This is a genomic window from Klebsiella pasteurii (assembly GCF_018139045.1).
GTDB lineage: Bacteria > Pseudomonadota > Gammaproteobacteria > Enterobacterales > Enterobacteriaceae > Klebsiella > Klebsiella grimontii.
In genome coordinates this window covers 5297746-5315958 of the sequence record NZ_CP073236.1, presented here as the reverse complement: position 1 = coordinate 5315958, position 18213 = coordinate 5297746, and the positions used below count along the sequence as shown (strand labels likewise).

At 56.0% G+C, this 18213-nt stretch carries 16 protein-coding genes; 15 read left to right on the top strand and 1 reads right to left on the bottom strand.

Features of this window, described 5'->3' with window-relative positions; all coding sequences use genetic code 11:
- Nucleotides 1-27: 27 nt before the first annotated feature.
- The 7 genes from ampG (at nt 28) to KCG39_RS24825 (ending at nt 7381) form a co-directional block, all read left to right on the top strand.
- Complete coding sequence (ampG, locus tag KCG39_RS24855) at nt 28-1503, top strand: muropeptide MFS transporter AmpG (RefSeq protein WP_049114023.1); 1476 nt, start codon at nt 28-30, stop codon at nt 1501-1503.
- A gap of 479 nt (nt 1504-1982) precedes the next feature.
- The gene (gene cyoA / locus KCG39_RS24850) at nt 1983-2930 is read left to right on the top strand and encodes a cytochrome o ubiquinol oxidase subunit II (protein WP_004129799.1); all 948 of its coding nucleotides are present in this window, start codon (nt 1983-1985) and stop codon (nt 2928-2930) included.
- A 19-nt stretch (nt 2931-2949) separates the two neighbouring features.
- Nucleotides 2950-4941, top strand: a complete 1992-nt coding sequence (cyoB, locus tag KCG39_RS24845) for a cytochrome o ubiquinol oxidase subunit I (RefSeq protein WP_004129794.1) — start codon at nt 2950-2952, stop codon at nt 4939-4941.
- On the top strand, nt 4931-5542 hold the full coding sequence (locus KCG39_RS24840; RefSeq protein ID WP_004129790.1) for a cytochrome o ubiquinol oxidase subunit III: 612 nt from the start codon (nt 4931-4933) through the stop codon (nt 5540-5542). Before cyoB ends, KCG39_RS24840 begins: the two co-directional genes overlap by 11 nt.
- On the top strand, nt 5542-5871 hold the full coding sequence (locus KCG39_RS24835; protein ID WP_004099523.1) for a cytochrome o ubiquinol oxidase subunit IV: 330 nt from the start codon (nt 5542-5544) through the stop codon (nt 5869-5871). Before KCG39_RS24840 ends, KCG39_RS24835 begins: the two co-directional genes overlap by 1 nt.
- Nucleotides 5872-5882: 11 nt before the next feature.
- Nucleotides 5883-6770, top strand: a complete 888-nt coding sequence (gene cyoE, locus KCG39_RS24830) for a heme o synthase (protein ID WP_004129778.1) — start codon at nt 5883-5885, stop codon at nt 6768-6770.
- 278 nt (nt 6771-7048) lie between these two features.
- Nucleotides 7049-7381 (top strand): hypothetical protein, encoded by a 333-nt coding sequence (locus KCG39_RS24825; RefSeq protein ID WP_004129776.1) that lies wholly within the window; start codon nt 7049-7051, stop codon nt 7379-7381.
- Nucleotides 7382-7416: 35 nt separating this feature from the next.
- Here KCG39_RS24825 and KCG39_RS24820 read toward each other — a convergent pair whose 3' ends face one another.
- Nucleotides 7417-8175 carry an IclR family transcriptional regulator domain-containing protein gene (locus KCG39_RS24820; RefSeq protein ID WP_004129774.1) on the bottom strand — a complete coding sequence of 253 codons (759 nt, stop codon included), beginning with the start codon at nt 8173-8175 and terminating at the stop codon, nt 7417-7419.
- A gap of 153 nt (nt 8176-8328) precedes the next feature.
- Here KCG39_RS24820 and KCG39_RS24815 point away from each other — a divergent pair, with 153 nt between their 5' ends.
- The 8 genes from KCG39_RS24815 to KCG39_RS24780 all read left to right on the top strand — a co-directional run bounded on the left by KCG39_RS24815 (nt 8329) and on the right by KCG39_RS24780 (nt 18205).
- The gene (locus KCG39_RS24815; RefSeq protein WP_142446258.1) at nt 8329-9150 is read left to right on the top strand and encodes a shikimate dehydrogenase family protein; all 822 of its coding nucleotides are present in this window, start codon (nt 8329-8331) and stop codon (nt 9148-9150) included.
- Nucleotides 9147-10823 (top strand): FAD-dependent oxidoreductase, encoded by a 1677-nt coding sequence (locus KCG39_RS24810; protein ID WP_142467855.1) that lies wholly within the window; start codon nt 9147-9149, stop codon nt 10821-10823. The genes KCG39_RS24815 and KCG39_RS24810 overlap by 4 nt, the downstream gene beginning before the upstream one ends.
- 13 nt (nt 10824-10836) lie before the next feature.
- Nucleotides 10837-11157, top strand: a complete 321-nt coding sequence (locus KCG39_RS24805; protein WP_142467856.1) for an NIPSNAP family protein — start codon at nt 10837-10839, stop codon at nt 11155-11157.
- A gap of 10 nt (nt 11158-11167) precedes the next feature.
- Complete coding sequence (locus KCG39_RS24800; RefSeq protein ID WP_142467857.1) at nt 11168-12871, top strand: FAD-dependent oxidoreductase; 1704 nt, start codon at nt 11168-11170, stop codon at nt 12869-12871.
- A 62-nt stretch (nt 12872-12933) separates the two neighbouring features.
- A complete protein-coding gene (locus KCG39_RS24795; RefSeq protein WP_049114704.1) occupies nt 12934-13752 on the top strand; it encodes a sugar phosphate isomerase/epimerase family protein in 819 nt (272 codons plus the stop codon).
- Nucleotides 13753-13762: 10 nt separating this feature from the next.
- Nucleotides 13763-15127, top strand: a complete 1365-nt coding sequence (locus KCG39_RS24790; RefSeq protein WP_112165824.1) for an MFS transporter — start codon at nt 13763-13765, stop codon at nt 15125-15127.
- A 406-nt stretch (nt 15128-15533) separates the two neighbouring features.
- On the top strand, nt 15534-16934 hold the full coding sequence (locus tag KCG39_RS24785; protein WP_004129763.1) for an MFS transporter: 1401 nt from the start codon (nt 15534-15536) through the stop codon (nt 16932-16934).
- 92 nt (nt 16935-17026) lie between these two features.
- Nucleotides 17027-18205 (top strand): Gfo/Idh/MocA family protein, encoded by a 1179-nt coding sequence (locus KCG39_RS24780; RefSeq protein WP_004129761.1) that lies wholly within the window; start codon nt 17027-17029, stop codon nt 18203-18205.
- The last annotated feature ends 8 nt before the right edge of the window (nt 18206-18213 follow it).

The window sequence follows — 18213 nt, the reverse complement described above, 5'->3', positions numbered from 1 at the left end:
CCCCGCGTCGGGTCTGCACGACAAGACATGTCCAATCATTACTTACGCATTTTTACGCAGCCAAAATCAGCGATCCTGCTGATCCTTGGTTTTGCGTCTGGATTACCGCTCGCCCTGACCTCAGGCACGCTGCAGGCGTGGATGACCGTTGAAAATATCGATCTGAAAACCATCGGTTTTTTCTCTCTCGTCGGCCAGGCCTACGTCTTTAAGTTCCTCTGGTCGCCGCTGATGGACCGCTACACGCCGCCGTTTCTCGGCCGTCGTCGCGGCTGGCTGCTGGCAACCCAGTTTCTGTTACTGATTGCTATTGCGGCGATGGGATTCCTTGAACCCTCCACGCAGTTGCGCTGGATGGCGGCGCTAGCGGTCGTCATCGCCTTTTGCTCCGCGTCTCAGGATATTGTGTTTGACGCGTGGAAAACTGACGTGCTGGCCGCGGAAGAGCGAGGCACCGGCGCGGCAATCAGCGTGCTGGGCTATCGTCTGGGGATGCTGGTTTCCGGCGGGCTGGCGCTATGGCTGGCCGACCGCTGGCTAGGATGGCAGGGAATGTACTGGCTGATGGCCGCGTTGCTGATCCCCTGCATTATCGCCACGCTGCTGGCCCCGGACCCCAGCGATGTCATTCCGGTGCCGAAAACGCTGGAACAGGCGGTTGCCGCGCCGCTTCGAGACTTCTTCGGTCGCAATAACGCCTGGCTTATCCTGCTGCTTATCGTCCTTTATAAGCTTGGCGATGCTTTTGCCATGAGCCTGACCACCACCTTTCTGATTCGCGGCGTCGGTTTCGACGCCGGCGAAGTGGGCATGGTCAATAAAACGCTCGGCCTGTTCGCCACGATTGTCGGCGCCCTGTACGGCGGCGTGCTCATGCAGCGCCTGACCTTATTCCGCGCACTGTTGATTTTTGGCGTGCTGCAGGGGATATCAAACGCCGGATATTGGCTGCTATCCATTACCGATAAGCACCTTTTCTCCATGGCGACGGCGGTATTTTTCGAAAACCTGTGCGGCGGGATGGGCACCGCGGCGTTCGTCGCGCTGCTGATGACGCTGTGCAACAAATCCTTTTCAGCCACCCAGTTTGCCCTGCTCTCGGCGCTTTCCGCCGTCGGGCGCGTTTACGTCGGCCCCATCGCCGGCTGGTTCGTCGAGGCTCACGGCTGGCCGGCCTTCTATCTCTTTTCCGTCGTTGCCGCTGTGCCGGGTATTTTGCTGCTGTTAATTTGCAGGCGTACCCTGGAACACACCCAGCGGTCAGAGAGTTTTATGCCGCGCACGCTCTTTCCTCAGATCTACGCGCTGGCCTTAATTATTCTGGCGGTTGGCTGCCTGATGCTGGCGATATGGCTACTGCTGCTGGTGCTGAACGCGCTGGATTACACCAATTTCTCCTTCCTCGCGGGCCTGCTGGAGATCGCCGTACTCACCGCCGTTGCGGGTATTTTACTCGGCGCTTTCCTTGACTACCTGGCATTACGCAAAACCGAGCTGATTTAATCGTTACAGAAACGTTATTGGACGTTGTAATTACCATGGGTAATTATAACGTCTTATTAACGATTTTATATTTAGACTACTGAGTTTGTTGTTTTGTGCGTTTTAGATTTCTGGAAATTATTGACAATTTTTATGCGAATCTTTAAATAATTTAAACGATTCAGCTTTACTGGTTTTATTTTCCGCTTTTATGATGTCTTTTATTTGATAATTAATTGTTAATTATTTGTGTTGTTTTGCAGATGGTTATGCTCATTCTCTTATAAACCCCCTGGTTCTTATCCCTTTCGTTATCAATCCCGCGTAAATCAAGCTTTGCAAGCGATAATGTCACACTCCGTAACATATGTGACAAGGCAGGCAGAAGCCGCTAACATAGAACAGACACAGCTCCAACTATGTTTACAGTAATGCAACCTTCCCGTAAAATGCCCGTACACTTTAAGCGCCACCAGATTCCGTGGAATTGAGGTCGTTCAATGAGACTTAGGAAATACAATAAAAGTTTGGGATGGATGTCATTAATCGCAGGCACTGTATTACTCAGTGGTTGTGATTCTGCACTCCTCGACCCAAAAGGACAGATTGGACTGGAGCAACGCTCTCTGATTCTGACGGCTTTCGGCCTGATGATGATCGTCGTTATTCCAGCCGTCTTGATGGCAGTAGGATTTGCCTGGAAGTATCGTGCGAGCAATAAAGATGCGAAGTATAGCCCGAACTGGTCACACTCCAACAAAGTTGAAGCCGTGGTCTGGACGGTTCCTATCCTGATCATCCTGTTCCTGGCCGTTCTGACCTGGAAAACAACTCACGCATTAGAGCCAAGCAAACCGCTTGCTCACGATGAAAAACCCATCACTATCGAAGTCGTTTCGATGGACTGGAAATGGTTCTTCATCTATCCGGAACAAGGTATTGCTACCGTCAACGAAATCGCCTTCCCGGCGAACGTACCGGTACACTTCAAAGTGACCTCCAATTCCGTGATGAACTCGTTCTTTATCCCACGTTTAGGTAGCCAGATTTACGCAATGGCCGGGATGCAGACTCAGCTGCACCTCATCGCGAACGAAGCTGGTACTTACGACGGTATCTCCGCCAGCTATAGCGGCCCGGGCTTCTCTGGAATGAAGTTCAAAGCTATCGCCACGCCGGATCGTGCAACCTTCGATCAGTGGGTAGCGAAAGCCAAACAGTCTGCGAATACCATGGACTCCATGGAAACATTCGACAAACTGGCTGCGCCTAGCGAATACAACAAAGTGGAATACTTCTCTAACGTGAAACCGGATTTGTTTAAAGATGTTGTTAACAAATTTATGTCTCACGGTAAGAGCATGGATATGACCCAACCGGAGGGCGAGCACGCAGCGCACGAAGGAATGGAAGGCATGGACATGAGCCACGCGGAAACCGCTCACTAAGGGGCCGAGGAAGAAAACGATGTTCGGAAAACTTACACTGGATGCAGTGCCCTACCATGAACCCATTATTGTGGTTACGGTGGCTGCAATTATCATTGGGGGACTGGCGCTTCTGGCAGCCATCACTTACTTCGGTAAGTGGTCCTACCTTTGGAACGAGTGGCTGACTTCGGTTGACCACAAACGTCTCGGTATCATGTACGTTATCGTAGCAATCGTTATGTTGCTGCGTGGCTTTGCTGACGCCGTTATGATGCGTAGCCAGCAGGTGCTGGCCTCGGCCGGGGAAGCAGGTTTCCTGCCGCCTCACCACTACGATCAGATCTTTACCGCCCACGGCGTTATCATGATCTTCTTCGTAGCGATGCCGTTTGTTATCGGTCTGATGAACCTGGTGGTTCCGCTGCAGATCGGCGCACGCGACGTTGCTTTCCCCTTCCTTAACAACCTGAGCTTCTGGTTCACCGTTGTGGGTGTGATTCTGGTTAACCTCTCTCTGGGCGTCGGTGAATTCGCGCAGACCGGTTGGCTGGCCTATCCGCCGCTGTCGGGAATTGAGTACAGTCCGGGAGTCGGGGTCGATTACTGGATCTGGGCTCTCCAGCTATCCGGTATTGGTACAACGCTTACCGGTATTAACTTCTTCGTAACGATTATCAAGATGCGTGCCCCTGGCATGACCATGTTCAAGATGCCGGTGTTTAGCTGGGCATCTCTGTGCGCCAACATCCTGATTATCGCCTCCTTTCCAATTCTGACCGTCACCGTCGCGCTGCTGACCCTGGACCGCTACCTGGGCACCCATTTCTTTACCAACGATATGGGTGGCAACATGATGATGTACATCAACCTGATTTGGGCCTGGGGTCATCCGGAAGTGTACATTCTGGTTCTGCCGGTATTCGGTGTCTTCTCCGAAATCGCAGCGACCTTCTCGCGTAAGCGTCTGTTTGGCTACACCTCGCTGGTATGGGCAACAGTGTGTATTACCGTTCTGTCGTTCATCGTTTGGCTGCACCACTTCTTTACTATGGGTGCGGGCGCGAACGTAAACGCCTTCTTCGGTATTACGACCATGATCATCGCTATCCCAACCGGGGTTAAGATCTTCAACTGGCTGTTTACCATGTACCAGGGCCGCATCGTCTTCAACTCAGCAATGCTGTGGACGATTGGCTTTATCGTGACCTTCTCCGTAGGTGGTATGACCGGCGTTCTGCTGGCGGTACCGGGCGCAGACTTCGTGCTGCACAACAGCCTGTTCCTGATCGCGCACTTCCATAACGTCATCATCGGCGGCGTAGTGTTCGGTTGCTTCGCAGGTCTGACCTACTGGTGGCCGAAAGCCTTTGGCTTCACCCTGAACGAAACCTGGGGCAAACGCGCTTTCTGGTTCTGGATCATCGGCTTCTTCGTCGCATTTATGCCGCTGTACGTGCTCGGCTTTATGGGTATGACCCGTCGCCTGAGCCAGCAGATTGACCCGCAGTTCCACCCGATGCTGGTTGTTGCAGCCTGCGGTGCGGCGCTGATCGCCTGCGGTATCCTCTGCCAGCTGATTCAGTTCTACGTGTCTATCCGCGATCGCGAGCAGAACCGTGACCTGACCGGCGACCCGTGGGGCGGCCGTACGCTGGAGTGGGCAACCTCTTCTCCTCCGCCGTTCTACAACTTCGCTATCGTTCCTGTGGTTCACGAGCGTGACGCGTTCTGGGAAATGAAAGAGAAAGGCGACGCGTACAAGAAACCGGCTGGCTATGAAGAGATTCATATGCCGAAAAACAGCGGCGCGGGCATCGTTATTGCTGCTTTCGCAACGGTGTTTGGTTTCGCAATGATCTGGCACATCTGGTGGATGGCGATTGCAAGCTTCGTCGGCATTCTGGCGACCTGGATTATTAAGAGCTTTGACGAGGACGTGGATTACTACGTGCCGGTTGCAGTAGTCGAAAAACTGGAAAATCAGCATTTCGATGAGATTAACAAAGCAGGGCTGAAAAATGGCAACTGATACTCTTGCGCATAACGCCCACGCGCACGAACACGGGCACCATGATACAGGACCGATGAAGGTATTCGGTTTCTGGATCTACCTGATGAGCGACTGCATTATCTTCGCCACTCTGTTCGCGACCTATGCCGTTCTGGTGAACGGCACGGCAGGCGGGCCGACCGGTAAAGATATTTTCGAACTGCCGTTCGTTCTGGTTGAAACCGCGCTGCTGCTGTTCAGCTCCATCACCTACGGCATGGCGGCTATCGCCATGTACAAAAACAACAAGAGCCAGGTGGTTTCCTGGCTGGCGCTGACCTTCCTCTTCGGGGCAGGGTTCATCGCAATGGAACTCTATGAATTCCATCACCTGATTGTTGAAGGTATGGGTCCGGATCGCAGCGGCTTCCTGTCAGCGTTCTTCGCGCTGGTCGGTACCCACGGTCTGCACGTAACCTCTGGTCTGATCTGGATGGCGGTGCTGATGGTACAGGTTTCTCGTCGTGGCCTGACCAACACTAACCGTACCCGTATCATGTGCCTGAGTCTGTTCTGGCACTTCCTGGACGTCGTGTGGATCTGCGTGTTCTCTGTTGTTTATCTGATGGGGGCGATGTAATGAGTCATTCTACCGATCATAGCGGCGCTTCTCACGGCAGCGTGAAGAGCTACATGACGGGGTTCATCCTGTCGATCATTCTGACGGTTATCCCGTTTGCAATGGTGATGAGTGGCTCCGCATCGCATGCGGCTATTCTGGGAACCATCCTGGTCACTGCAGTTGTGCAGATTGTGGTACACCTCGTGTACTTCCTGCACATGAACAGTAAATCGGACGAAGGTTGGAACCTGACCGCATTTATCTTCACCGTAATCATCATTGCTATCGTAGTCGTCGGTTCCATCTGGATTATGTGGAACCTGAACTACAACATGATGATGCACTAAGAGCGGCGAGTATGTTTAAGCAATACCTGCAAGTAACGAAACCAGGCATTATTTTTGGCAACCTGATCTCCGTGATTGGCGGTTTCCTGCTGGCCTCAAAGGGCCACATAGACTATCCGCTTTTCATCTGGACGCTCCTCGGAGTATCCCTGGTGGTCGCCTCGGGTTGTGTTTTCAACAACTATATCGACCGTGATATCGATCGTAAGATGGAACGGACGAAAAACCGGGTGCTGGTCAAAGGGCTGATCTCGCCAGAAGCTTCGCTGGTATACGCCACCCTGCTGGGTATTGCTGGCTTCATGCTGCTGTGGTTTGGCGCCAACCCCCTCGCCTGCTGGCTGGGGGTGATGGGGTTTGTGGTTTATGTCGGCGTTTACAGCCTGTATATGAAGCGCCACTCCGTCTACGGCACGCTGATTGGTTCTCTCTCCGGCGCTGCGCCGCCGGTGATTGGCTACTGTGCGGTGACCGGTGATTTTGACAGCGGCGCCGCTATTCTGCTGGCTATTTTTAGCCTGTGGCAGATGCCTCACTCTTACGCTATCGCGATTTTCCGCTTCAAGGATTATCAGGCGGCGAATATTCCTGTTCTGCCGGTAGTGAAAGGCATATCTGTGGCGAAAAACCATATCACCGTTTACATCATCGCTTTCGCCGTTGCGACCCTGATGCTCTCTCTGGGCGGCTACGCCGGATACAAATATCTGGTTGTCGCTGCGGCAGTGAGCGTCTGGTGGCTCGGAATGGCGCTGCGCGGTTACAAAGTGGCGGATGATAAAGTCTGGGCGCGTAAGCTGTTCGTCTTTTCCATCGTGGCCATTACCGCACTGTCGGTGATGATGTCCGTCGACTTTATGGTACCGGATTCACATAATTTACTGACTATGGTTAGATAAAACCCTAATCAGCACCTGCCGAACGGCTCCCGCTTGCAAGACCGGGAGCCGTTTCTTTATCCCCCCTTCACTCTTCTGATTCATATTATGCAAATCAACTCCCTCCATTCGTTCATATCTATCGAAGTTACCTTCCTTCTCAACTCATTAGGTTCATAGAAAAATCATATAAAAATCATAGCCCTGGCCGGAACACCATCTGGTTTATCTCTATTTAGCGGTGTTAGTCTTTCGCGGTGAGCTTGTGCTCACTTATCCCGTTTAATAAGGAAATAAAAATGAAAGAATTAACATTTAACGAAATGGAGTACGTTTCTGGTGGTTTTAATTTAGTTGGCGCCGCAACCGGCTTTACCGATTTTGTGGTCAATTCCGGGCTGGGATTCAGCTCTTTTGTCGCTACCTCAGGAGCTGCATTCGCAAGCTTCGTGATCGACAGCACCGTTGAAATTGGCAAGTTTGTTGCTGGTCAAACCAACTGGAATACCTTTGTTACTAACGGCGCCAATAACTGGAATGGCTTTGTCAACACCGCGGCAAACAGCTGGTCAACATTCGTGAACAACGCTGGTGCAGACTGGAACGGCTTTATCGACACCGCTAAAGCATAATACATCGGGCAGGTGCCCACCTGCCCTCTCTCTGACTACCCCACCAGCATTGCCTGAGCGCTATAAAGCAAATCCAGATGATCGCGGCACAGGGCCTCAATCGAGGTTCTGGACTGATGGCTGGTTAAGCTCAGCGCTCCCCAGTAGATCCCTTCCCGGTCTGACAGCGGTACGGCCAGCACTAGCATGCCAATTTCAAACTCCTGCTCAATCGCGGCATATCCCTGGCGGCGCACCTGGGCGATCTTCTCCAGCAGGGTCGTAACGTCGGTTACCGTATAGGGCGTGCGCTGTTCGCGTTTGATCCGTTGCAATACATTCTCACACTCGGCTTCCGCTAACGACGCCAGCCATAGCCGACCACCAGCGGTACAGTAAATCGGCACCCTCTCCCCCAGGCGTACTGAAGTCGAGTTAAACGGCGTATGCTTACTGCGGGCGATATACACCAGCTCATCATCATCTATCACCCCCACCGAAGCGTGCTCTTCCGTCCGGCTGGCGATGTACTCAACGATCGGCCGTACCATGCGCGGGAACTGCGCTGAATCAACATACGCCTGCCCCAGCCTCAACGCTTTGGGCGTCAGCCAGTAGTAACGTCCGTCGGTTTGCAGGTAGCGCTCGTGCAGCAGGGTAAGGAAAAACCGCCGCGCGGCGCTTTGCGTCAGGCCGCTCATTTTCGCCGCCTGCGGCACGGTGAGCCGCGGATGCTCTTTTGAAAATAGCTGGATCAGCGCCAGCCCCTTTTGCAGGCCGACGATCAGATCGCGGGGATGAATCTGGTTTTGCATACTTGTTCACACTTTCGCAACAATTAGATCGGTTTAGTGCGATTATCGCAGTGGTGGTGCGATTAACAACCAGTATGGTCGAATTCTGCGTTGTCGCTCTCAGCTTCCGCTGAAATACTTTCACAACATTCATTTAACAAAATGAGGTTTGAAATGGTCAGTGGATTCACTCAGGTCGTCGCCGTCATCGGTCACCCGATTACCCAGGTTAAATCGCCGGAGAATTTCAACCGCTACTTTGCAGACCAGCAGATGGACAGCGTCATGATCCCGGTGGATATCGCACCGGAAGCCGTTGCTGACTATCTGAAGACGCTGCGCGGCTGGCACAACATGAGCGGCGTGCTGGTCACCGTTCCACACAAACAGCGGGCCGCCGCCCTGGTCGACGAGTTAACACCGCGAGCTCAGCACCTCAATGCCATTAACGTCATCCGTAAGCTGGCCGATGGCCGTTTACAGGGCGATATGCTCGATGGCGTCGGTTTTCAGCTTGCCGCAGAGGCGCACGGCTTTAGCGCCGCCGGTAAAAAGGGGCTGCTCTCCGGCTGCGGCGGCGTCGGCAGCGCTATCGCGTGGGGGCTTTGCGAAGCAGGCATCCATCAACTGGCGCTTTATGATCAGAATCCCGCCACGCTCCAGCTGCTTCATAACCGACTGGCGACGCATTTTCCGCACGTTCACCTTACCGATCTGCCCGCTACGCTCAACGGCCTGGATTTGCTGGTGAACGGTTCCCCGGCGGGAATGGCCGGTTTCGATCCGTTACCGCTGCCGCAAACGCTGCTGGAAACACTCCCGGTATCAGCGCATGTCGCGGACGTGGTTACCGCCCCGGTTATCACCCCGCTCCTCGACTTCGCCCGGGATCGCGGCTGCACGATCCAGACCGGGCCGGAGATGGCGCTGGCGCAGATGAAACTGATGGGGCAGTTCATCGGCGCCATTGCGCAGGAACAGGGAGCGGCGGCATGAAAAGCTGGGACGTCATCGTTATTGGCAGCGGCGCCGCAGGCTTTGCCGCGGCAGTGACCGCCTGCTGTAAAGGACTGTCGGTGCTGATGCTGGAAAAAGCTCCGCAGTTTGGCGGCACCTCCGCCATTTCCGGGGGCGCGGTGTGGATCCACGACAGCGATCAGGCGCGGAAAAAGGCAGCAGGCGGCAGCCCGCAGGAAATCGAAACCTATCTGCGGACGATTATCGGTGAGCCTTATTATCGTCAGGATCTGGTAGATGCCTTTATCGCTTCGGGACGCGAGGCGCTGGCGTTTCTGGAAAAAGAGGGGGCAGTGAAATATAACCTGCGCCCGCTCTCTCCAGATTATTACCCGGATGAGCCCGGCGCCGTTGATGTCGGACGGGCGCTGGAGGTGGTGGAGTTTGACGGGCGGGAGCTGGGTGAGCATTTTCGCGACCTCCGCTCTCCCCCACCGGGAATGCTATTGTTTGGCGGGATGATGGTTAACCGGGTTGATATCCAGCACTTTCTCGATATGCGCCGCTCCCTTAGCGCGTTCGCGCACTGCGGCAGACTGCTGCTGCGCTACGGTCGCGATCGCCTGAGGTACCATCGCGGTACCCGCCTGGCGATGGGCAACGCGCTGATCGCCCGCATGGCGACGCTCGCCTTTCGCAAAGGCATGCAGCTCAGGCTCAACGTCAACGTGCTTTCGCTGAGCGAACACAATGGCGAGGTGACCGGCGTAGAAATTGAGCACGAGGGTCAAAAGCAGGCTCTTGAAGCCCGCTGCGGCGTGGTGCTGGCAGCAGGAGGTTTTGCCGCAGGCAAGCTGGCTGAACGCTATCGCCCCCAGACCCGCGAGCACTACACCATGTCCCCCGCCGCCAACGACGGCGCCGCGCTGCGCCTTGCCGCCGCGGTCAATGCACGGGAAGGGGCTGACTTGCCGTCTAACTTTTTCTGGGCGCCGGTCTCGGTTTTACAGCATCCCGACGGCACGCAAGAGCGCTTCCCTCATCTGGTCACCGATCGCGCCAAACCCGGCGTGATTGCCGTCAACCAGCGCGCGGTGCGCTTCGTGAACGAGTCTAACTCTTATCACCACTTCGCCAGCGCCATGCAAAGCCGGGCAGAAAATGCCCCCTGCTTTCTGATTTGCGATGCCCTGGCCATGAAGCGCTACGGCCTCGGCCTGGCGCGCCCTGCCCCGGTCAATAATGACGCGCTGGTGAAAGCGGGCTATCTGCATAAGGCCGATACGCTGCCTGAACTGGCGCAGCGGCTCGGGCTGGATCCGCATACGCTCGCTGAAACGGTGGCTCGCTATAACCGCGATGCCGCTCAGGGCCTCGACCCGGCGTTCACCAAAGGCGGCAACAGCTATAACCGAGCGATGGGCGACCCTGGCCACCGGCCAAACGCCTGTAACGCTCCGCTGACCCGCGCACCGTTTTATGCCGTCACCCTCTATACCGGCGATCTCGGTACCTCACGCGGCCTGGTCACTACCGCCGATGCTCAGGTGATTAACCAGCAGGGTGAACCGATTAAAGGCCTCTACGCCGTGGGTAATGATATGGATTCGATGATGGCCGGAACCTATCCCGGCCCCGGCATTACGCTCGGCCCGGCGCTAACCTTCGGCTATCTCTCAGCCAGCCATATGGCGCAACAACACGCACTGTAAACAGGAGAAGATCATGATCTATGAAAAACGCACCTACACCATCAATCCGTTGAAAATGGTCGACTGGCTGGCGCTGTACAATAGCGATGCTTACGCCGTGCAAACCGAGCATCTCGGTAAGCTCATCGGTTTCTTCTTTACCGAAATTGGCGTGGTCAATCAGGTGGTACATATCTGGGCCTACGAGAGCCTCGACGATCGCCTGGTGCGTCGGGCGCGTATGGCGCAGGACGAACGCTGGCTGACGTTCTCGCGCAAAAACCGCGAGCTGGCCGCCGTCGAGCGCCTGGAGTCGGTGCTTCTGCGCCCCACTGATTTTTCACCACTGCAATAAGGAGAGAGTTATGAGCGGGCAGATGAACGTGGATGTTCTGGTCGTCGGCTCCGGCGCTGCGGGGCTCTCTGCCGCCGTCACCGCCGCGCTCGGCGGCGCCAGCGTGCTTGTTGCAGAGAAAGAGTCGGTCATTGGCGGCACCAGCGCCTGGTCCGGCGGCTGGCTGTGGATCCCGCGTAATCCGCTGGCGCGTGAGGAGGGTATTGAAGAAGAACCCGACGCGCCGCTCGCTTATTTACGCCATGAAATGGACGGTGAGCCTGCCGATGCGCGTCTGCTCGCTTACTTACAGTACGGACCGGAGATGATCGACTTTTTCCGCCGCCGCACCGCCGTGCAGTTTCTCTCCGGCAGCAAAATGCCTGATTTTCACGCTTCGCCAGGCGCTGCGCTGGGCGGCCGCTCAGTCACGGCACAGCCTTTTGACGGGCGGTTGCTGGGCGACTGGCTACATCGCCTGCGGCCTCCGCTGGAGACCATCAGCCTCGCGGGGATGGGCATTGCCGGCGGTACGGATATGGCGCACTTTTTTAACGCCACCCGCTCACCGCGCTCGGCGCTGTACGCCACCCGCCGCCTGCTGCGTCACGGCTGGCAGCGGCTGCGCGCCGGCCGCGGACAGCATCTGGTTAACGGCAACGCGCTGGTCGCCCGCCTCCTGCGTTCGGCGCTGGATGCGGGTGTGAATTTTCAGCTTAACGCGCCGGTAGAACGTCTGCTCACCGACAACAATGGCGTTACGGGCGCGATAGTACGTAGCGACTGCGGCGCGCTGGAGGTTCGCGCCGGCGCGGTGATCCTCGCCTGCGGAGGCTTTCCCCACGACAGGCAGCGTCTGGCCGAACAGGTGCCGCACGCCGCCAGCGGCTACGGCCACTTTTCCGCCGCGCCTCCGGGGAATCAGGGGGATGGCATTCGGCTCGGCGAAACGGTCGGCGGCCAGTTTGATCATTCGCTCAGGCACGCCATGGCCTGGGCGCCAGTGTCGCGTGTTACCCTCGCCAGCGGAGTGCAGCTCCCCTTTCCGCATCTGATTGAGCGCGCGAAACCCGGCTTTATTGCCGTGTTGCCCAACGGCAAACGCTTCACCAATGAGGCCGACTCTTATCATGATTTTATTGCCGCGCTGCTGGAGGCGACGCCGCCGGGCGACACGCCGCAGGCGTGGTTGATTGCCGACAGCCGGGCGCTGCGGCGCTACGGATTGGGCCATGCTCGCCCCTTCCCGTTTACCCCAGAGGCCTGGCGCAGGACCGGATATCTGCAGACGGGCGAAACGCCGGAAGCGCTGGCAAAAGCCTGTGCCATGAATCCGCAACAGCTAACGGAAACGATCGCCCGGTTTAACGACTTTGTAGACCAGGGCGAGGATAAGGATTTTCAGCGCGGCGCATCGGCATACAACCGCACGCAGGGCGATGCCAGTCGCTCTTCGCACCCAACGCTTGGGAAGCTCAGCCATGCGCCTTTTTATGCGGTACGCATTTTGCCCGGCTCGCTGGGCTCCTTCAGCGGATTAATCACCGATGAAAATGCGCGGGTTCTCAACGCGCAGCAGCAGCCGATTCAGGGGCTTTTCGCCGTCGGCAACGACATGTCGAGCGTGATGCGGGGATTCTATCCCAGCGGCGGTATCACGCTGGGTCCGGCGATGACCTTTGGTTATTTGGTCGGAAAAAACCTGGCAGAAAATATAAATAAAACAACTCAGTAAAAGCATTCCACCAGGGACGGCAATACGCATAACAACAACCTGCAACTGTACTGGAGTCCTTCATGAACATGCGAACCCTGTCACTCGCCGCGCTTACCCTACTTGATGTCCCACCACCGGAACAGGTGCGCATTGCGGCCCAGGCCGGCTTCACTCACGTTGGCCTGCGCCTGCTTCCCGCAACCCCGTCGGATCCGGATTACGCCATGCTCGGCGATACCCCCGCCGTTCGCGATACCCTGGCGGCGCTGATGGCAACCGGCGTTCGCGTTTCCGACGTTGAGATTGTCCGCCTGACGCCGGATTTTGCCCTGAATACCCGATTGAGGCTGTTCCTTGATACCGCCGCGCGCCTTGGCGCGAAGCAGGTTTTAGTCGCCGGCAACGATGATAACCGGGCCCGCAGTGCGGAAAATCTCGCCCAACTGGCCGAAGCCGGCCAGGAGTATGGTTTAACCATGAACCTGGAGCCTATGCCATGGACCCACCTGCGCACCATCGCCGAAGTCCAGGCGCTGATCGCCGTCAGTGGCCGCAGCGATATCGGTATTTTAATTGATGCCATTCACTTCTGGCGGGCAGGCGAATCCCTTTCGACCCTCGCCACGCTCCCGCAAAATTGCCTCAACTATATGCAGCTTTGCGATGCCTTAGCGCAATCCCCCGCTAACGAGCAAGAGTTGATTTACCAGGCGCGCGCCGCGCGCCAGGTGCCCGGTGAAGGCGGACTCGACCTGCACGGTCTGATGGCAGCGCTTCCGGCCACGCTACCGGTATCCATCGAGGTTCCGCTAAGCGGCGCTCGGGGGGCGCTGCCGGCGCTCGCTCGCGCTCAGCTGCTGTTTAACGCCGCGCAGTCCTACCTGCGCCCTTGCGCATAAGGAGAGTCCCATGACACAGACTCAACGCCTGGACGTCAGGGAGTTAATCAACGCCAATCCGCTCAGCCGCTTTCAGAAGCTGGTGGTGTTCTTAGGCTTCTGCGTTATCGCGCTGGACGGCTTTGATATCGCCATCATGGGATTTATCGCCCCAACGCTGAAGCAGGAATGGGGAGTAAGCAACCACGAGCTCGGTTTTGTCATCAGCGCCGCGCTGATAGGCCTGGCGCTGGGCGCTATTTTCTCCGGCCCCCTCGCCGACTGGCTGGGACGGAAGAAAATTATCATCAATAGCGTCTTCTTCTTCGGCTTTTGGACCATCGCCACCGCCCTTTCACAAAATATTGAGCAGATGATGGTCTTTCGTTTTCTGACCGGGCTGGGGTTAGGCGCCGCCATGCCGAATATCGGCACCCTGGTGTCAGAGTATGCGCCGGAGCGTCAACGCTCGTTCCTGATTACGATTATTTTTTGCGGCTTCACCTTTGGCGCGGCAGCGGGCGGTTTCTCTGCATCCTGGCTGATCCCGCAGTTTGGCTGGCACTCGCTGATGCTGCTTGGCGGGATCCTCCCGCTGCTGTTCGCTCCGGTCCTGATCTGGCTGTTACCGGAATCGGTGCGTTTTTTGGTAGTTAAGCGCGCGCCTGCTGAACGTATTCGGCGGATTATGCAGCGCCTCTATCCGGGACAAATTCCCGATGAGGCAGAGTTCAGCTTACCGGCCCAGCCCGTCCAGGCAAATGCCATGCGCATCGTTCTCTCCCGCCAGTATCGCTTCGGTTCGATGATGCTCTGGCTGGTTTACTTTATGGGGCTTTTTTTGGTCTATCTCCTCGGTAGCTGGCTACCGACGCTGGTAAAAGAAGTCGGCTTAACGGTCGGCCAGGCGGCGGTGATGACCGCAATGTACCAGGCGGGCGGAACCATCGGCTCGCTGTTTGCAGGCTGGCTGATGGACCGGATCAACCCCCATCGGGCTCTCGGACTGATTTACGCGGTTGGCGGCCTGTTTACGATGGCAATGGGCTATGCCGCGGCAAGCTTTGCGCTCATCTGCCTGCTGGCATTTATCAGCGGAGCCTGCTTAAACGGCGCCAATACCGGCATGAACGCGCTCTCCGCCCGCTACTATCCTACCGAAGCGCGGGCTACCGGCTCCAGCTGGATGCACGGTGTTGGCCGCATGGGCGCGATCCTGAGCGCCTTTGCCGGAGCGGAAATGCTGGCGCTGAATATCAGCTTCGAAAGCGTTTTCCTGATCCTTGGCATTCCCGCCGCGATAACCGTCGTCGGGCTGGCGGCCAAAGGTATTTTCGCTGCTGGTCCGACGGCAAAAGCCACCGCTTCAACCACGCCCGTCAGAAGTACATTTTAAACGGTGATGCTAAGGCAGGCGTGTTTCAAAAACACGCCTGCCAAAAAAGAAAAATTAATTTCATTTAAATAAATAATGAAAAATGAAAATACCGTGCAGTATCGATTCACTTCACAAAATCACAGCGCAAAATCATTAAACCCATACAATAAACAAATCAAATATCGTTCAGAAAAACACTTAATAACCTCATCAATCAGAATGACTTGATAGCTGTAGCCAAAAAATTTACGGCTCAATTCTTACGGTTTTTCGATCCGCCTCGCATATACAGAAATTAAATTCCAAACAAACATTGAAATGAAATAAATATTTCCTTATGTTCTGGCTGATATTCAGGATAAGGTCGTGCCGGCGGAACTGGCGCAGAGGTCCTGACTTGTCCTTCCAGACAAAGGAATTGACCATGAGTGAACAGCAGATTCTTCTCTCTCCCGCGGCAGCACGCGGCGATAAGCTAAGCTGGGCTACCCGAATCGCTTACGGCGGCGGTGATACCGCCTGTAACGTCGTTTTCGGCATGATCGGCACGGTTTTAACCCTCTTTTATACCGACTATGTCGGCATCAGCATCGCCACCGTTGGCCTGGTGATGCTGATCTCACGTCTGTTTGATGGCGTTTCCGATGTCATCATGGGCCTGATGGTGGAACGCACGAACTCTCGCTGGGGTAAATCACGCCCCTGGCTGCTGTGGATGAGCGTGCCCTACGCCGTATCGGCAATTTTACTGTTCACCGTCCCGCAGACCACTGGCACACTGCAGTTTCTCTATCTGCTGGTCGCCTATAACTTCTGCACCACCGTGTGCTATACCGCCATCAACCTCCCCTATGGCAGCCTCTCCGCGATGATGACCCGCGCCTCCTGGGAAAGGGATATGCTCAGCATCACCCGAATGTCGATGTCGCCTTTTGGTCGTATTCTCGCCGTTGCCTGCACATTGCCGCTGGTGAAGTACTTTGGCGACGATCAGGCGGCGTGGATCAAAACCATGTCTATTTGGGCTTTTCTGGCGCTGCTGTTGCTGCTGTTTTGCTTTTATAAATGCGAAGAGAAGGTCGTCATCAAAGCGCGAGAGAAACAGGGAAACGTACCGGTAAAAACCCAGCTTTCCGCGCTTTTTCGTAACCAGTACTTCTGGGCCAGCGCAATCCTGTGGACCGCACAAAGCGTTTACTACACCGTGGTAGGGATCGCCCTGCCTTACTACTGCCGCTACGTGCTCGGCGATGATACCTTCTATAGCTCCATTTTCGTTGCCGAAACCGCGTGCATTATTATTTTCACCTTCCTGAGCTCAGTGCCTATCCGTAAATACGGTAAACGCAACGTTGCCCTCTGCGGCATTGTGCTGGCGACCATCGGCCAGGTGCTGTTTATGTTTAACTCTGATGATTACCACTGGGCGCTGGCAAACGCGATTATTCGCGGTATTGGCTTCGCCCCGCTGAATGCCGTGCTGTTCGGCTTCTGCGGCGATGCCGTCGAATTCGGCCAGTGGAAAACGCGCGTCAGACAGGAAGGGATGATCTTCTCCGCCGGTTCCGTAGGGACGAAACTCGGTGCAGGTATTGCCGCCGCGGTTATCTCCGGCCTGCTGAGCATGGCGGGTTACGTCAGCTCCAGCAGCGGATCCGGCGTTCAGCCGCAAAGCGCTATCGACATGATTAACCACGTCTATCTCTACGGTTCTTTCTTCCTGTGGATAGTCGTCATTATCACCCTGCTGTTTTACCGCCTGGATAAGCAATACCCGCAGATCATGCATGACCTGAAAGAACGCGAAGCGCGTGGCGAGATGTAAAACCTTAGAACCAGGCCCGCGCTCGGCGAGCGCGGGAATACAGCAGAACATCTGAAATCCGTAGTATCTCTATCATTGAGGAGTGCACCATCATGTTAAACGGCATGAAACCCTTATCCCGCTCCCTGCGCTGGGGCATGGTCGGCGGCGGCGGAACCAGCCAGATTGGCTACAGCCACCGCTGTGCGGCGCTTCGCGACAACGTCTTTACTCTGCTCGCTGGCGCGCTTGATATCGATGCCGAGCGCGGCCGTCAATTCGGCGAGCAGCTCGGCATCGCTCCTGAACGCTGCTATGCCAATTATCAAACGCTGTTCGCGGAGGAGGCCAAACGCCCTGACGGCATTGAAGCCGTATCGGTGACTACGCCGAACAATACTCACTTCGCTATCACTAAAGCGGCGCTTGAAGCCGGGCTGCACGTTATTTGCGAAAAACCGCTGTGCTTCACCGCCGATGAAGCGCGCGAGCTGCTGGCGCTGAGCAAAAAGCAGAATAAAATTATCGGCGTCACATACGGTTATGCCGGGCACCAGATGATCCAGCAGGCGCGACAGATGATAGCGGAAGGGATGCTCGGCGAGATCCGCATTATTAATATGCAGTTCGCCCACGGTTTTCATAATGAAGCCGTTGAGCTGCAGGCTGAATCCACCCGCTGGCGGGTCACGCCAAAATATGCCGGCCCTAGCTATGTGCTGGGGGATCTGGCGACCCACCCGCTATTTATTGCCGAGACGATGGTGCCGAATCTGAGCATCACCCGCCTGATGTGTGCGCGTCAAAGCTTCGTCAAATCCCGCGCGCCGCTGGAAGATAACGCCTTTGTGCTGATGGAATATAACAACGGCGCCGTTGGTTCACTGTGGACCAGCGCGGTCAACAGCGGCGCAATGCACTCGCAAAAAGTCCGCGTCATTGGCGAAAAAGCCAGCATCGAATGGTGGGATGAGCGTCCAAATCAGCTCAGCTATGAGGTACAGGGCGAACCGGCCCGCGTCCTCGAGCGTGGGATGCCCTATCTCAGCCAGCAGGCGCTGGCGGACGACCGCATTGGCGGCGGTCACCCTGAAGGGCTGTTCGAGGCGTGGGCCAACCTCTATCGCCGCTACGCCATCGCCATCGACGCCATGGATCGCGGGGACCGGGCGTTCCTCGAGACCTTCTGGTATCCGGACGTCGAAGCCGGCCTGCACGGCGTTTACTGGGTTGAGCAGTGTGTCAAATCCGCCGACGCGGGCGGCCAGTGGGTTGACTTTAACTGCCATTAATCTCTGCA

Bases quoted from the DNA above. Each gene is read 5' to 3' on its own strand.
- ampG (WP_049114023.1), top strand. From the start codon at position 28: ATGTCCAATCATTACTTACGCATTTTTACGCAGCCAAAATCAGCGATC.
- cyoA (WP_004129799.1), top strand. From the start codon at position 1,983: ATGAGACTTAGGAAATACAATAAAAGTTTGGGATGGATGTCATTAATC.
- cyoB (WP_004129794.1), top strand. From the start codon at position 2,950: ATGTTCGGAAAACTTACACTGGATGCAGTGCCCTACCATGAACCCATT.
- KCG39_RS24840 (WP_004129790.1), top strand. From the start codon at position 4,931: ATGGCAACTGATACTCTTGCGCATAACGCCCACGCGCACGAACACGGG.
- KCG39_RS24835 (WP_004099523.1), top strand. From the start codon at position 5,542: ATGAGTCATTCTACCGATCATAGCGGCGCTTCTCACGGCAGCGTGAAG.
- cyoE (WP_004129778.1), top strand. From the start codon at position 5,883: ATGTTTAAGCAATACCTGCAAGTAACGAAACCAGGCATTATTTTTGGC.
- KCG39_RS24825 (WP_004129776.1), top strand. From the start codon at position 7,049: ATGAAAGAATTAACATTTAACGAAATGGAGTACGTTTCTGGTGGTTTT.
- KCG39_RS24820 (WP_004129774.1), bottom strand. From the start codon at position 8,175: ATGCAAAACCAGATTCATCCCCGCGATCTGATCGTCGGCCTGCAAAAG.
- KCG39_RS24815 (WP_142446258.1), top strand. From the start codon at position 8,329: ATGGTCAGTGGATTCACTCAGGTCGTCGCCGTCATCGGTCACCCGATT.
- KCG39_RS24810 (WP_142467855.1), top strand. From the start codon at position 9,147: ATGAAAAGCTGGGACGTCATCGTTATTGGCAGCGGCGCCGCAGGCTTT.
- KCG39_RS24805 (WP_142467856.1), top strand. From the start codon at position 10,837: ATGATCTATGAAAAACGCACCTACACCATCAATCCGTTGAAAATGGTC.
- KCG39_RS24800 (WP_142467857.1), top strand. From the start codon at position 11,168: ATGAGCGGGCAGATGAACGTGGATGTTCTGGTCGTCGGCTCCGGCGCT.
- KCG39_RS24795 (WP_049114704.1), top strand. From the start codon at position 12,934: ATGAACATGCGAACCCTGTCACTCGCCGCGCTTACCCTACTTGATGTC.
- KCG39_RS24790 (WP_112165824.1), top strand. From the start codon at position 13,763: ATGACACAGACTCAACGCCTGGACGTCAGGGAGTTAATCAACGCCAAT.
- KCG39_RS24785 (WP_004129763.1), top strand. From the start codon at position 15,534: ATGAGTGAACAGCAGATTCTTCTCTCTCCCGCGGCAGCACGCGGCGAT.
- KCG39_RS24780 (WP_004129761.1), top strand. From the start codon at position 17,027: ATGTTAAACGGCATGAAACCCTTATCCCGCTCCCTGCGCTGGGGCATG.